16 protein-coding genes are annotated in these 12,629 nt (G+C 70.0%); 1 reads left to right on the top strand and 15 read right to left on the bottom strand.

Translation table 11 applies throughout. The features are described 5' to 3' along the window. Positions 1-263: 263 nt before the first annotated feature. The 11 genes from ACQ5SP_RS14015 to atpD all read right to left on the bottom strand — a co-directional run bounded on the left by ACQ5SP_RS14015 (position 264) and on the right by atpD (position 7,619). Positions 264-449 carry a hypothetical protein gene (locus tag ACQ5SP_RS14015; RefSeq protein WP_430939016.1) on the bottom strand — a complete coding sequence of 62 codons (186 nt, stop codon included), beginning with the start codon at positions 447-449 and terminating at the stop codon, positions 264-266. Positions 450-608: 159 nt separating this feature from the next. Beyond that, on the bottom strand, positions 609-800 hold the full coding sequence (locus tag ACQ5SP_RS14010; RefSeq protein WP_430939015.1) for a hypothetical protein: 192 nt from the start codon (positions 798-800) through the stop codon (positions 609-611). Positions 801-1,009: 209 nt separating this feature from the next. Beyond that, a complete protein-coding gene (locus ACQ5SP_RS14005) occupies positions 1,010-1,924 on the bottom strand; it encodes a F0F1 ATP synthase subunit gamma (protein WP_430939014.1) in 915 nt (304 codons plus the stop codon). Continuing rightward, the gene (locus ACQ5SP_RS14000; RefSeq protein ID WP_430939013.1) at positions 1,911-3,434 is read right to left on the bottom strand and encodes a F0F1 ATP synthase subunit alpha; all 1,524 of its coding nucleotides are present in this window, start codon (positions 3,432-3,434) and stop codon (positions 1,911-1,913) included. The genes ACQ5SP_RS14005 and ACQ5SP_RS14000 overlap by 14 nt, the downstream gene beginning before the upstream one ends. A gap of 9 nt (positions 3,435-3,443) precedes the next feature. After that, on the bottom strand, positions 3,444-4,226 hold the full coding sequence (locus ACQ5SP_RS13995; RefSeq protein WP_430939012.1) for a F0F1 ATP synthase subunit delta: 783 nt from the start codon (positions 4,224-4,226) through the stop codon (positions 3,444-3,446). A gap of 4 nt (positions 4,227-4,230) precedes the next feature. Further along, on the bottom strand, positions 4,231-4,512 hold the full coding sequence (locus ACQ5SP_RS13990) for a F0F1 ATP synthase subunit C (protein ID WP_430939011.1): 282 nt from the start codon (positions 4,510-4,512) through the stop codon (positions 4,231-4,233). 2 nt (positions 4,513-4,514) lie between these two features. Beyond that, positions 4,515-5,225: a F0F1 ATP synthase subunit A gene (locus tag ACQ5SP_RS13985; RefSeq protein WP_430939010.1), complete on the bottom strand. Its 711-nt coding sequence runs from the start codon at positions 5,223-5,225 to the stop codon at positions 4,515-4,517. Between the two features lie 3 nt (positions 5,226-5,228). Then, positions 5,229-5,519, bottom strand: coding sequence for an ATP synthase subunit I (locus ACQ5SP_RS13980; protein ID WP_430939009.1), 291 nt, complete (start codon positions 5,517-5,519; stop codon positions 5,229-5,231). An 18-nt stretch (positions 5,520-5,537) separates the two neighbouring features. Further along, positions 5,538-5,852: an AtpZ/AtpI family protein gene (locus tag ACQ5SP_RS13975; RefSeq protein ID WP_430939008.1), complete on the bottom strand. Its 315-nt coding sequence runs from the start codon at positions 5,850-5,852 to the stop codon at positions 5,538-5,540. A gap of 2 nt (positions 5,853-5,854) precedes the next feature. Next, positions 5,855-6,241, bottom strand: coding sequence for a F0F1 ATP synthase subunit epsilon (locus ACQ5SP_RS13970; protein ID WP_430939007.1), 387 nt, complete (start codon positions 6,239-6,241; stop codon positions 5,855-5,857). Next, positions 6,231-7,619 carry a F0F1 ATP synthase subunit beta gene (gene atpD, locus ACQ5SP_RS13965; RefSeq protein ID WP_430939006.1) on the bottom strand — a complete coding sequence of 463 codons (1,389 nt, stop codon included), beginning with the start codon at positions 7,617-7,619 and terminating at the stop codon, positions 6,231-6,233. The genes ACQ5SP_RS13970 and atpD overlap by 11 nt, the downstream gene beginning before the upstream one ends. A 165-nt stretch (positions 7,620-7,784) precedes the next feature. On the opposite strand from atpD, the gene ACQ5SP_RS13960 reads away from it, so the two are divergent. Then, positions 7,785-9,182, top strand: a complete 1,398-nt coding sequence (locus ACQ5SP_RS13960; protein ID WP_430939005.1) for a multicopper oxidase family protein — start codon at positions 7,785-7,787, stop codon at positions 9,180-9,182. Positions 9,183-9,212: 30 nt separating this feature from the next. Here ACQ5SP_RS13960 and ACQ5SP_RS13955 read toward each other — a convergent pair whose 3' ends face one another. From ACQ5SP_RS13955 to fdh3B, 4 genes are all read right to left on the bottom strand, one after another. Continuing rightward, the gene (locus ACQ5SP_RS13955; RefSeq protein WP_430939004.1) at positions 9,213-9,338 is read right to left on the bottom strand and encodes a hypothetical protein; all 126 of its coding nucleotides are present in this window, start codon (positions 9,336-9,338) and stop codon (positions 9,213-9,215) included. Beyond that, positions 9,335-10,639 (bottom strand): c-type cytochrome, encoded by a 1,305-nt coding sequence (locus tag ACQ5SP_RS13950; protein WP_430939003.1) that lies wholly within the window; start codon positions 10,637-10,639, stop codon positions 9,335-9,337. Before ACQ5SP_RS13950 ends, ACQ5SP_RS13955 begins: the two co-directional genes overlap by 4 nt. After that, entirely contained in the window at positions 10,639-11,871 is a 1,233-nt protein-coding gene (locus ACQ5SP_RS13945) for a formate dehydrogenase subunit gamma (protein ID WP_430939002.1), read from the bottom strand. Before ACQ5SP_RS13945 ends, ACQ5SP_RS13950 begins: the two co-directional genes overlap by 1 nt. A gap of 117 nt (positions 11,872-11,988) precedes the next feature. Then, positions 11,989-12,621, bottom strand: a complete 633-nt coding sequence (gene fdh3B / locus ACQ5SP_RS13940) for a formate dehydrogenase FDH3 subunit beta (RefSeq protein WP_430939001.1) — start codon at positions 12,619-12,621, stop codon at positions 11,989-11,991. Positions 12,622-12,629: the final 8 nt, after the last annotated feature.

Genomic DNA, 12,629 nt, shown 5'->3' with positions numbered 1-12,629 from the left:
CTTTTCATGGACATGACGCCGGATCGCTTCGGGTTTTCCCGGTTTTCGTTTTCGTGGTGATGCTTGCCGCGCGCCACAACCCTGCTGGCAGAGCCGTGGCGCCGCGCCCCCGGTGCCGTCGTGCCGGCCCCGGACGGCCGGTTTCCCGCCGCGGGTCGGACCTTGGCACGCGGTCCGGTTCGGCTGTCCGCGCGCCATCCCGTTGCCGGGAACAACAGCCCGCCGCCCTGCGGGAGGGCAGGGCGTGACCGACCTGCAGGGGCTCAGGGCGACAGGCGGGCCTTCATCCGCTCGGCCCCCGCGCGCAGGTCCTCGAGGCCCTGAACCAGCGCGGTCCGCGGCGCGGGATCATCGCCCGGGGCGGCAGGTCTGAACAGGGTGAAAAGCAGGAAAGCCGCGCACAGGCCGATGAGGACGACAGCTTTCCACTCGTATCTGAGTGTTCTCAACTCGTACTCCGGATTTACTCGTACACACTCCGCCATGATGGTTGACGCCGGGTTAAAACGCAACCATTGGATGCAGGCGGTCAGCCGTTTCGCGCGCCCCTCTCGCGATGTGGTGGGGCTGCCCGGCATCCGCCGGGGCGCGCGGGCGCTGTGACGCGATCAGTTCGCCGCGAGGGTTCTCAGCCGCTGGATGTCGGTCTTGAACGCCTGCAGGCTCTGAACGAGGCCACCCTTTTGACCTTGGTTTCCCGGATCGGTGGCCTGGGCGGCCATCTGCGTGAAAATGACCGCAAGGGTGATGGCCGTCACGACCGCGAGCGGTGTCCAATCATGCCTGAGGGTTTTCAACATGTACTCTCCACTTACCAAAAATAAATTTCCAGTACTCTCCTAAATTATAGTTAACGACCCAAGAAAAATCAATCTCGGGTTGTGCGACGCCCCGCCGCTCCCCGACACGGGGTAGGACGCAATTTTATTTCGCGGAGTCAGTCACCTGGGCGGGTGTACGGATATCGCATTTCCGCCAGGGTTCCCGCGCGGCAGGCCCGCGGCGCCGATCAGGCGTCGCGGGGAGGTTGTTCGGGGGTGTCGGTGACGCTCTCGGACGATCGCGCCGCCTCGAAGCCCGACACGATATCCAGCAATTCGGTCGTGATCTGCTGCTGGCGTTTCTGCCGGACCTGGGCGACCAGCGCTTCGCGGCGATCCGAGATATTGCGGTCGGCCGCCTGCATCGCGGCGAGCCGCTGGGCGTGTTCGCTGGCCAGCGACTCCGCGAGCGCGCGGTAGATCTCGAGGAAGAGACGCTGCCGGATCAGCCAGGAAAAGAGCGCGCCGCGGTCCATCGTGATCATCGGCAGGCTGTGGCCGGGCCAGGGCGCGTCAGCCAGCGCGGTCAGGAAGTCACGGGAAAGCGGGGCCGCGCGGGCGATATAGGGCACGGCCCGCGCCGTTTCGGTGCGGCGGTTGTAGCAGACATGCAGCGCGCCGAGCTCTTGCGCGCCGCGCCAGGCGTCGATGCGCAGAAGGATCTCGTGCGCGGTCCGGGTCAGCCCCTCGACCGCGCCCGGCAGCTCGAGCATGGCGTCGGGGGAATGGCCGAGCGCGTCCAGCCGCGCCGCCCCGCGCAGACCGGCCGCCAGCAGCCGCGGGGGCGCCGGCCCGCCCAGCAACGCGCGGCTGGCCCGATCCGCGACCGTCTCGTTGAACCGCCCGCAGAGCCCGTGATCGGAGCCGACCACGATCACCGTTGCGCGGGCCATGGTGCCGGCCCGGGGGCTTTCCCGGGGCACCCCGTCCCGGAGAAGCGCCTGCAGCCCCAGGTCTACCGTCCGCTGGTAATCGCGAAGCGCGACCACGGCGCGCTCGTACTGGGTGATGCTGACGGCAGAGAGCGATTTCATCGTGCGGACGATGGCGCGGATGTCCTCGGTCGTCTCCAGCCGGGCGGTGAGGGTTTCAAGCGTGTCCATGGCTCTCCTGCGCCGTCACCACGTCGCGCAGCGCATCGACGAGCGTCTCGAGGTCCGATTGCGACAAGGTCTCGCCGGCCTCGATCCGCGCGGACAGGGCGCCCATCCTGTCCCGGACGGCCGTGCGGATCGCCTGCTGGACCGCCCCGACCGCCCCGGGCGCCACCCCGTCGAGCAGACCCTCGGTCGCTGCGAGCAGGACGGCGATCTGCTCGGGCACGGGGAAGTGGTCACGCTCGGTCTGTTGCAGCACGTCGCGCACGCGCCGGCCGCGGGTCAGCTTCTTGCGGGTGCCCTCGTCGAGCCGGGTGCCGAAGCGCGCGAAGGTCTCCAGCTCCTCGAACTGGGAATAGAAGAGCCGCAGGTCGCCCGCGACCGCGCGGTAGGCGGGCAGTTGCACCTTGCCCCCGATCCGCGAGACCGACGCACCGATATCGATGGCCGGCAGCTGGCCCTTTTCGAACAGCGCGGGCGAGAGATAGATCTGCCCGTCGGTGATCGAGATCAGGTTGGTCGGGATGAAGGCCGAGATGTTCTGTGCCTGGGTCTCGATGATCGGCAGCGCCGTCATGGAGCCGCCGCCGAGCGTATCGCGCAGATGCGTCGCGCGTTCCAGCAGGCGGGCATGGATGTAGAAGACGTCGCCGGGATAGGCTTCGCGCCCCGGCGGCCGGCGCAGCAGCAGCGACAACTCGCGATAGGCGCGGGCGTGGCGGGTGAGATCGTCATAGACCACGAGAACGTCCCGGCCCTGGCGCATGAAATGCTCGGCCATGGTGGTTGCGGCATAGGGCGCGATGAATTGCAGCCCCGGCGCGTCCTCGCCGCTGGCCACGACCACGACGGTCCGCTCCAGCGCGCCGCTCTCGCGCAGCGCGGCGATGACCCGGGCCACCGCCGAGGCGCGCTGACCCACGGCGCAATAGACCGAGAGCACACCGCTGTCGGCCTGGTTCAGGATCGCGTCGAGCGCGATGGCGGTCTTGCCGGTCTGCCGGTCACCGACGATCAGCTCGCGCTGGCCGCGGCCGATGGGAATGGCCGCATCGATCGCCTTGATCCCGGTCTGCAGCGGCTCGTCCACCGGGGCGCGGTCCATGATCCGCGGCGCGGGCTGCTCGATGGCGCGCCGCGCCTCGGCCTCGATCGGCCCGCCCGCGTCGATCGGCTGGCCCAGCCCGTCCACGACACGGCCGAGCAGCGCTGCACCCACCGGCACGTCCACGGCCCGCCCGGTGCGGTGAACGCGCTCGCCGCTGCGGATGCGGCCCGTGTCGCCCAGGACGGTGACGCCGGTGCGCGCCTCGCCGAGATTGGCCGCGAGCCCGGTCACGCCGGACTCGAAGATGACCAGTTCGTCGGGGTGAAGCCCGGTGAAGCCGACGATCTCGGCCACGCCGTCGCCCACGCTGCGGACATGGGCGATCTCGGCCAGCTCGAGCGCGGGCCCGACGCGGGTCATGGCGGTGCCGATGTCCTCGAGAAGCCCGGGAAGAACGGTCCTGAGCATCGTCCCCCCTCAGGCCGCTTCCGTGGCCGCGGCGGCCCTGTTCTCGAGGATGTCGGCGATCTCTTTCTCGAGCCGGTCCAGGTAGCCGCGCGCCGACCATTCGGCGACCTGTTCGCCGATGGTCAGCCGGACGCCCAGAAGGAGATCCGGATCAGTCTCGTAGACCACGTCGAGATCGGCTTCCACGGTCTCGTGCACGGCGCGGGTGATGCGGCTGCGCGCGGCGGCGGGGAGGGTGGCCCCGCTTTCGACGACGGCCTGCGCCCCGGTCCGCTTCGCGGCATGGGCCAGCGCGTCGCGGCGCTCGGCGTCGAGCGCGTCCAGGCGGGCGGCGAATTGCGCGGCGACCTGGCCGGCGAGGTCGGCATCCGCGTAGTCGGCCAGGATCGAGCGGATCACCTCGACCACCTGGGCCGCGGCGCGGCGGCGCAGCTCGGCCAGGAAATCGTCGTGCTCGTCGGCGATCTGGCGCTGCCAGTCGGCGCGCTGGTCCCGCACCTCCGCCCGGATCTCGTCCTCGAGGTCCTGGCGCAGCCCCGCGGCGCGCTGCCGGGCATCCGCGAGGATCTGCTCGCGCCGATCGTCGAGCTCGCGCCGTTCCGCGCGCAGCGCCTCGGCCTCGTCGCGGGCCTCGTCCTGCATGGCCCGCGCATCGGCCAGCCGATCCTCGATCCGGGTCTCGCGCCGGGCCATGGCCCGGGTGATCGGGCCGTAGAGAAATCGCTGCAACAGCCAGACCAGAACCAGGAAGTTGACGATCTGCGCCGCGACGGTCAGCCAGTCGATCTGCACCTGCTTACCCCCCGGCCGCCTGGGCCGCGATCTCGGTGAAGGGATTGGCGAAGATCAGGATCATGGAGACCACGAAACAGTAGATCGCCGTCGACTCGATCATCGCCAGGCTGACGAAGAGCGTCCGCGTGATGGTATTGGAGGCGTCGGGCTGCTGGGCGATGGCCGCCAGCGCCTGCGATGCCGCGCGCCCCTCGGCCAGGGCCGGCCCGATGGAGCCGATGGCGATGGTCAGCCCGGCCGTGACGATGGATACGGCGGCGATCCAGAGGGAATAGTCGTCCATGCTCAGTCTCCTGTCTCTGTGTCGTCGGGCGTGCCGGCCGCCTCGGCGGGCCGGGTCCGGGCGGCAGAGGCGATGTAGACCATCGCCAGCACCGCGAAAATATAGGCCTGGATCAGCCCCGTCAGCAGCCCGAGAAGCTGCATCAGGACCGGGAAGAAAAACGGTGCCACGCTGATCAGGATGCCGGCGATCACGGTGCCGCTCATGACGTTGCCGTAAAGCCGGATCGCCAGGGCGATGGTGCGCGAGACCTCGCCGATCACGTTGAAGGGCAGCATCAAGACGGTCGGGCGGACATAGCTGCCGAGATAGCCGCGCAGCCCGCGCTCCGTGATCGCGAAAAGCGGCACCGCCACCAGCACGCAGGCCGCCAGCGCCACGGTGGTCGAGAGCGACCCGGTCGGCGGGCGGAACCCCGGCACCACCGCCAGCAGGTTGGAGGCCGCGATGAAGAGAAACAGCGTCCCGATGAAGGGCAGGTAGCGCGCCGGGCGGTCCGCGCCGACATCCGCGATCTGATCGCGGATCGTCTCGACGACGACCTCCAGCATCACCTGCCAGCGCGAGATCCGCGTCCCCTCGGAGAGCCGCGCGGTGATGGCCCAGGAGATCAGGACCAGCAGCGCCATCACCCCCCAGGTGAAGACCACCGTGGCGTTGAGCGCGAGCCCGCGCCATTCGTAGAGGATCCACTGGTCCGGGCTGATCTGCATGGCCTATCCGTCCCCTGCCGGGCGCCGCGCGATCCGTGTCGCCGCGACCCGCGCGATCACGAAGCCGATGCCGGCGGCCAGCAGCTCTGCGGCCCCGGCCCCGGCCCAGGCGAGCGCGCCGAGCGCGCCGAGAACGGCCAGCAGCCGCAGGGCCGTGGCCAGCGCGAAGCCGCGCCAGCCGCCGTCCCCGGTGAGCCGGCGCACCGAGATCCAGAGCGCTGCGAAATAGAGCCCGCCGGCCAGCAGGCCCAGCCCGAGGGCCAGCGCCACGGGTGCCGGGTCGGGAATCGTCATGGGTGACCCACCGTCGGTTCAGTCATCGCGGCTCTCCTTTTGAACCCAGTACCAGGCGTTGAAGCATCCCAGCGCCACCCCGCCCAAGAGCAGGGCCAGCGTCCATGATGTCCCGGAACCGGCCCGGCTGTCGATCCACATGCCGAGCGCCGTGCCGAGCAGCGTCGGGACCGCCACCGCCCAGCCGACGAGCCCGAACATGCCAAGGCCGTACCAGAGCCCCCGATCCTTGCGCCGCTGCGCCTCGAGCTTGCGCCTGGCGCTGCGCCCGATGCGGTCCGCGGTCTCGTCGCCCGGGCGCGGGCGCTTCCTTTCGGGGTCGGTCCCGGCCATCGTCAGGTCTTTTCCAGTTCGAGGAAACGGCGCACGATGCCGGCCTCCAGCCGTGCGAGCGCCGAGCGCGCCTGGCGCTCTTCCTCGTCGAGTTCGATGAATTCGGCCCGAACGCGGGCCTGCAGCGAATCCAGGTCGTCGCCGGGGATGGCGTTCCGGGTCGAAACCAGTACCTCGGCCCCGCACTTGACCAGCGTGCCGGCATTGATGCCGACATAGTGTTCGCCCCCGGCCGCCGTCTCGTAGACCAGCACCCCCGGCACCAGCGGCGAGACGAAATCGACATGGCGGGGCAGCAGCCCGAAGGACCCGTTCGGCGCCTCGGCCACGACGCGGGCGACCGTCTCGTCGAGACAGGGCGCGATCGGGGTGACGATCTTAAGCCGCATCCGCATCCTCCAGTTCGGCGACGGTGCCGATCATGTAGAAATCGCTCTCCGGCCGGTCCGAGAAGGCGTCGCCGAGGATCGCCTCGCAGGATTCGAGGGTGTCCTCCAGTGCCACGAAGCGGCCCGGCTTGCCGGTGAACTGCTCGGTGGTGAAGAAGGGCTGGGTCAGGAACCGTTCCAGCCGACGCGCGCGGGAGACCGTGGCGCGATCCTGCTCGGACAGTTCCTCCATCCCCAGCATCGCGATGATGTCCTTGAGATCCTCGTATTGCGACAGCGCGTTGCGCACGTCGCGCGCGACGCGGTAATGGCGATCGCTGACCGTGCCCGGCGTCAGCATCTTGGAATAGGATCGCAGCGGGTCGATGGCCGGGTAGAGTCCCTGCGAGGCCTTCTTGCGCGACAGCACGATCGAGGCGGAGAGATGCGAGAAGGTATGCGTGGCCGCGGGATCGGTGAAATCGTCCGCCGGCACGTAGACCGCCTGGATCGAGGTCATGCGGCCCGACTCCGTCGAGCAGATGCGCTCTTCGAGATCGGCCAGTTCTGTGCCGAGCGAGGGCTGGTAGCCCACCCGCGAGGGGATGCGCCCGAGCAGCCCCGACACCTCTGAGCCGGCCTGCACGAAGCGGAAGATGTTGTCGATCAGCACCAGCACGTCGCTGCGCATGTCGTCGCGGAAATACTCGGCCATCGTCAGCGCGGCGTGGCCCACGCGAAAGCGCACGCCGGGGCTTTCGTTCATCTGGCCGAACACCATCACCGTGCGCTCCAGCACGCCGGCCGCGTCCATCTCGCGGTACAGCTCCTCGGCCTCGCGCGATCGCTCGCCGATCCCGCAAAAGAGGCTGACGCCCTCGTATTCGGCGACCATGTTGTGGATCATCTCGGTGATCAGCACCGTCTTGCCGACCCCCGCACCGCCATAGAGCCCGGCCTTGCCGCCGCGTTCCAGCGGGCTGAGAAGGTCGATCGCCTTGATGCCGGTCTCGAAGATCTCGCCCTCGACCCGGCGCCGGGCCAGCGGCACCGGACGGCCGTGGATCGACCTGCGGGGCAGGTCGACCAGGTCGCTGCCGCCGTCGATGGTCTCGCCGAAGACGTTGAGCATCCGCCCGAGAAGCGCATCGCCCACCGGCACGCTGAGCGGCCGGCCGGTGGAATGGACGGCCATGCCCAGCCGCAGTTCCGGCCCGGGATTGAGCACCAGGCCACGCACCGTATCGGCGGCAACGAGGCTCGCCACCTCGATCCGGATGTCGCGGGCCTCGCCGGCCAGCAGCAGGGTGCCGATCCGCGGCACCGCGCCGGGAAAGCGGATTTCGGCCACGCTGCCCGAAATCGCGGTCATGCGTCCGGTCGTCTCGGCGCTGGACATTCCGCCTCCGCCCTGCTGGCGCGGCCCGCGGGCCGCGGTGGCTCCGTTCGCCGGCATGGTAACGCGTTGGCGGGACTTAGCCCATAGCCCCCGGCCTGCGTCAAATGCGCGGCATCGGCGCTACCCCCAGCGCGGGGATGCGCTATACTCCGGCGCATGAAAGACATGACCCTGACACGGCGCAGGCTGCTGGCCGGGATGGCGGCCGGCGCGGCGCTGCCGGCGCTGCCGCGGACGCTCGGCGCCGCGGCCGCGGCGATGCCGGTCCTTCGGACCGAAGAGCTGTCCGCCCGGCTGCTGCCCCCGGAATACCCCGAAACCCGTCTCTGGTCCTATGCCGGCCGCTCGCCGGGGCCGGAGCTGCGCCTCGCGCAGGGGGCGCGGCTGCGGCGCCGGCTGGAAAACCGGTTGCCCGCGGCGACCACGGTTCACTGGCACGGCATCCGCATCGACAACGCCATGGACGGGGTGCCGGGGCTGACGCAGGATGCCGTCCCGCCCGGCGCCAGCTTCGACTACGATTTCGCGCTGCCCGATGCCGGGACCTACTGGTACCACGCGCACGAGAAATCCTACGAACAGGTGGCGCGCGGCCTCTACGGGGCGCTCATCGTCGAAGAGCCGGACCCGCCCGAGGTCGACCGCGAGGAGGTGCTGGTTCTCGACGACTGGCGCATCGATCCCGCGACCGGGCAACTGGCCGCGAATTTCGAGATGCCGCATGACCGCTCCCATGCCGGGCGGATCGGCAATTACATCACAACGAACGGGGCGCAGACCCTTGAGCTGGCCGCCCGGCGTCACGAGCGGCTGCGTCTGCGGCTCGTCAACGCGTCGAACGCGCGGATCTTCCGGCTTGGCCTGATGGGGCTGGAGGGCTGGCTCATGGCGCTCGACGGCATGCCGCTGGAGACGCCCGCGCCGCTGACCGCCACCCTGACGCTGGCCCCGGCACAGCGGGCGGACCTGATCGTCGACGTCATCGCAGAGCCGGGGGGCGAGGCCTTCCTCGTTCGCCAGGAGCGCGACGGCGGCTATGCCCAGGCCGTCTTTGCCGTCGCCGGCCAGGCCGGCGCCGCGCGCCGCGACGCGCCTGGCGCGCTGCCGCCCAACCCGGTGACCGCCCTGAAGGCGCCCGGTACCGCCCGGCGGCTCACGCTGCACATGGAAGGCGGCGCGATGGGCGGGATGCAGGGCGCGATGCTGAACGGCCGCGCGGCCGACATGCGCGAGATCGCCGGGGCCAACCAGTTCTGGGCCTTCAACGGCATGGTGGGCATGCCCGACGCGCCGCTCGCCGAACTGGACCGCGGCGAGGAGGTGCGCGTCGCGATCCGCAACGACACCGCCTTTCCCCACGCGATGCATGTCCACGGCCACCATTTCCGCGAGATCGGCGCGGACGGCGCGCGCGGGCCTTGGCGGGACACGCTGCTGGTGGATCGGGGCGAGACGCGCGAGATCGGTTTCGTGGCCGACAATCCCGGCGACTGGCTCTTTCACTGTCACATGCTGGCCCATGCGGCCTCGGGCATGATGACATGGTTCCGCGTCACCGGCTGAGCCCGGCGGCGCCGGGGCCGGCGCCCGGGATCAGTCGAGGCGCACGTCGCTGCCCGCGGTCCGGTCCTGGGCCGAGAAGCCGATCCGGTCCAGCGCGATATCGGCGGCGACCGCGATCGCGGCGACCGCGATGAAGGCGATGATCATGGCTTTCATTGCTGCTCCTTTGCTGGGCGCGTGACGCGCCGGAGATAATCGACGAGATCCGCGCGGTCGCTGGCGCGGGTGATGCGCTGCATGGGCATTTTCGTCCCCGGAACGTAGTGATCGGGGCCCTCGTCGAACAGGGCGGCCACGGTCTCCGCCGTCCAGACGATATCGGAACTCTCGAGCGCGGGCGAATAGCTGTAGTCGGGCACGGTGCCCGCCCGGCGCCCGAAAAGTCCGTAAAGCGTCGGGCCCGCCCGCCGCGCCGTGCCCGGAGTCAGCACGTGACAGATCGAGCATTTCCGCGCGAATTGCCGCTCGCCGTTCGTCATCTCGGCGGGGTCGCGCAGGAAGCTCTTGCCGGCGTCCTGCATCGGGTCCTGCGCGCCGAGCCGTGCGACCGGCCAGCTGTGCAGCGCCTCGTCGAGCCCGCCGGCATGCACCACCGTGCCGTCCGGCGAGAAGGCGAGCGCCCAGATCGGCCCGTGCGTCGTGGCGCGGAAATCGCGCAGGATGCTCCAGTCGGCGGTCGAGACCACCATGATGTAGCCGTCGCCGTCGCCGATGGCGAGCTGGCCCTGCACCGGATCATGGGCCAGCGCCAGGACCGGCCGGCGATCGAGCGTCAGGTCCGCCAGTTCGCGGCCGTCGCCGGGGGCGATGATCCTGACCACGCCGTCCACCGTGCCGTAGGCGAGCCAGGAGTCGTCGGGGGGCAGGGCGATCTCGTTGATGCCGAAACCGCCGCGTACCAGCTGGCCCGTCTCGGCACCGGTCTCCCGGTCCCAGACCCGCAGCGTGCCGTCCGCCGCGCCGGAATAGAGCCGGCGGCCATCCGCCGAGAAGGCGACGGCACTCACCGTGCCGTCATGCCCGCGGAGATAGCGCAGCGTGCCGTCCGGCTCCGCCAGGCCGACCGTGCCGTCCCAGCTGGCCGAGGCCACGCCACCGTCCGGCGCGACCGCCAGCCCCATCACCTTGCCCTTGTGCAGGATCAGCTCCGACGGGGCGCCGCCGCCTGCCGGCCAGCGCAGGACGCGGAAATCATCGCCGCCGGACACGAGCCCGCCATCCGGCAGGCCCGCCACGACGTTGACGGCGGCCCGGTGCCCGTCGCGCCAGCTGGGCGTGGTCCCCGACCAGAGCCCTACCGAGTTGTCGAAGCTCGCCGTGGCGATCCGGCCAGCGGCGTCCAGCACCGCGACGCCCATGATGGGGCCGCCATGCCCTTCGCGCAGCGTGAAGTCCTGCGCCGCCGCGGCCACGGCGCCGCAGGCCATCCAGAGGGCCGCGGCCAGACCCCGGCGCATCATTCCGCCGGGGTGGTGGCACCCGAGCCGGTCGCGGATTGCTTTTCCTCCATCTCCGCGACCCAGAGACCGTGGTGCTCCCTGGCCCACTGTTCCTCGACCTCGCCGGAGCCCATCGCGTCGAAGGCGCCTTCCATCCCGACCGAGCCGAGATAGATATGCGCCAGGATGATCGCCATGAAGACGAAGGCCACGATCGCGTGCCAGAGCTGCGCGAACTGCATCTCTTCATGCGGGGCCAGCACCTCGGGCAGGGTGCCGAAGCCAAGCGCCTGCGGCAGGCCGGTCTGGTTCAGCACGACGAAGGTCTTGGCGAACATCGGCAGCTCGAAGGGGAACAGCAGCGACAGCCCCGAGGCCGAGATCGACGCGCCCAGAAGGATCACCGCCCAGAAGATGATCTTCTGGCCCGCGTTGAACTTCTTGGCCGGCGGGTGGACGTTCTTGGAGAACAGGCCACCGCCCACGGCCAGCCATTTCAGGTCGGTCCTGTTCGGGATGTTGTGGACGACCCACATCACGAAGATCAGCACCAGCCCCAGCATGAAGGCCCAGGACACGTTGTTGTGCACCCATTTGCTGCCCTGGGCGAGCAGGGCGTAGTTTTCCCTGCCCATGATCGGAATCAGCCCGATGCGCCCGAACAGCGTGACCAGCCCGGTGATGCCGAGCAGGATGAAGGAGCCCGCCGTCAGCCAGTGGCCGAAGCGCTCGATCGCGGTGAAGCGCAGGATCCGGCGCCCGGTCTTGGGGCCGTCGATCCGGATGCGCCCGCGCAGCAGGTAAAAAAGCGCCAGCGCCGCCAGCGTGCCCAGCATCAGGTAGCCGCCATAGGTCAGCAGCGGACCCTCGCGGAACTGGAGCCACCACATGCCGCGGTCCTGGACCAGCACCTCGGCGCCCTTGGCGCGGGCCGCGGCCGACGAGGAGAGCCGCACATCGGCGGAATTGTAGCGCAGCGCCCTGAACACCTCGGCGTCCGAGGCGGCGCCGAGCGTGCCCAGTTCCGGCGCGAAGGCCGATGACGGCGTGTCGCCGCCGGTCGCCTCGCGGCGGAAGCTGTCGTCGATCTGCTGGCCGCGCTGGCGGGCGAGGATATCCTCGAGCGTCTGGGCGCCGCCGGTCGCGGCCCGCGGATCCTGGTCCGTGTCGGGACCGATGTCCTGCGCGAAGGCGGTACCGCCCAGGGCGAGGCTCAGAAACAGGATGAAAGCGTGAAGCGCGCGACGCATTGTTATTCGCCTCTCTTGCGCGGGGCCGGGAAACCCGGGCCCGGAAAAGCCATGTGTCGGGGAAGGGGCAGGGGCCGCCCGCAGCGGGCCGCCCCTGCCGGTTCGCTCGGGAACGGCTCAGCCGCCCTTCTGATCGTAGGCCGTACCCCAGCCCCAGGCGCCGGAGCCGAAGCCGCGGGCCACCACGCGTTCGCGGTAGATGCCCGAGACGACGTCGCCGTCGCCGGCCAGAAGCGCCTTGGTCGAGCACATCTCGGCGCAGATCGGCAGCTTGCCTTCCGCGATCCGGTTGCGCCCGTACTTGGCGAACTCGGCCGTCGAGTGGGTCTCTTCCGGACCGCCGGCGCAGAAGGTGCACTTGTCCATCTTGCCGCGGGACCCGAAATTGCCCGCCTGCGGGAATTGCGGCGCGCCGAAGGGGCACGCGTAGAAGCAATAGCCGCAGCCGATGCAGAGATCCTTGGAGTGCAGGACGATCCCGTCTTCCTGCTGGTAGAAGCAGTCCACCGGGCACACGGCCATGCACGGCGCGTCCGAGCAGTGCATGCACGCCACCGAGATCGATCGCTCGCCCGGCTTGCCGTCCTGGATCGTCACCACCCGGCGGCGGTTGATGCCCCAGGGCACCTCGTGCTCGTTCTTGCACGCGGTGACGCAGGCGTTGCACTCGATGCACCGTTCCGCATCGCAGAGGAACTTGGCGCGTGCGCGGCCTTCGAGCCCACCGGAATTGTCGACTTGTGTAGCCATCTGTCAGT

This window comes from Rhodovulum sp. YNF3179, from assembly GCF_050586465.1.
GTDB lineage: Bacteria > Pseudomonadota > Alphaproteobacteria > Rhodobacterales > Rhodobacteraceae > CAJXYS01.
Note: the sequence above shows the minus strand (reverse complement) of the source record. Positions and strands in the feature narration are given on the sequence as shown.

What these genes read in the sequence shown, in the direction of transcription:
- ACQ5SP_RS13955 (WP_430939004.1), bottom strand. Translation starts at nt 9,338, where the DNA reads ATGAAAGCCATGATCATCGCCTTCATCGCGGTCGCCGCGATCGCGGTC.
- ACQ5SP_RS14010 (WP_430939015.1), bottom strand. Translation starts at nt 800, where the DNA reads ATGTTGAAAACCCTCAGGCATGATTGGACACCGCTCGCGGTCGTGACG.
- ACQ5SP_RS13950 (WP_430939003.1), bottom strand. Translation starts at nt 10,639, where the DNA reads ATGCGCCGGGGTCTGGCCGCGGCCCTCTGGATGGCCTGCGGCGCCGTG.
- ACQ5SP_RS13945 (WP_430939002.1), bottom strand. Translation starts at nt 11,871, where the DNA reads ATGCGTCGCGCGCTTCACGCTTTCATCCTGTTTCTGAGCCTCGCCCTG.
- ACQ5SP_RS13990 (WP_430939011.1), bottom strand. Translation starts at nt 4,512, where the DNA reads ATGGACGACTATTCCCTCTGGATCGCCGCCGTATCCATCGTCACGGCC.
- ACQ5SP_RS14000 (WP_430939013.1), bottom strand. Translation starts at nt 3,434, where the DNA reads ATGCTCAGGACCGTTCTTCCCGGGCTTCTCGAGGACATCGGCACCGCC.
- ACQ5SP_RS13985 (WP_430939010.1), bottom strand. Translation starts at nt 5,225, where the DNA reads ATGCAGATCAGCCCGGACCAGTGGATCCTCTACGAATGGCGCGGGCTC.
- fdh3B (WP_430939001.1), bottom strand. Translation starts at nt 12,621, where the DNA reads ATGGCTACACAAGTCGACAATTCCGGTGGGCTCGAAGGCCGCGCACGC.
- ACQ5SP_RS13980 (WP_430939009.1), bottom strand. Translation starts at nt 5,519, where the DNA reads ATGACGATTCCCGACCCGGCACCCGTGGCGCTGGCCCTCGGGCTGGGC.
- ACQ5SP_RS13970 (WP_430939007.1), bottom strand. Translation starts at nt 6,241, where the DNA reads ATGCGGCTTAAGATCGTCACCCCGATCGCGCCCTGTCTCGACGAGACG.
- atpD (WP_430939006.1), bottom strand. Translation starts at nt 7,619, where the DNA reads ATGTCCAGCGCCGAGACGACCGGACGCATGACCGCGATTTCGGGCAGC.
- ACQ5SP_RS13960 (WP_430939005.1), top strand. Translation starts at nt 7,785, where the DNA reads ATGACCCTGACACGGCGCAGGCTGCTGGCCGGGATGGCGGCCGGCGCG.
- ACQ5SP_RS13975 (WP_430939008.1), bottom strand. Translation starts at nt 5,852, where the DNA reads ATGGCCGGGACCGACCCCGAAAGGAAGCGCCCGCGCCCGGGCGACGAG.
- ACQ5SP_RS14005 (WP_430939014.1), bottom strand. Translation starts at nt 1,924, where the DNA reads ATGGACACGCTTGAAACCCTCACCGCCCGGCTGGAGACGACCGAGGAC.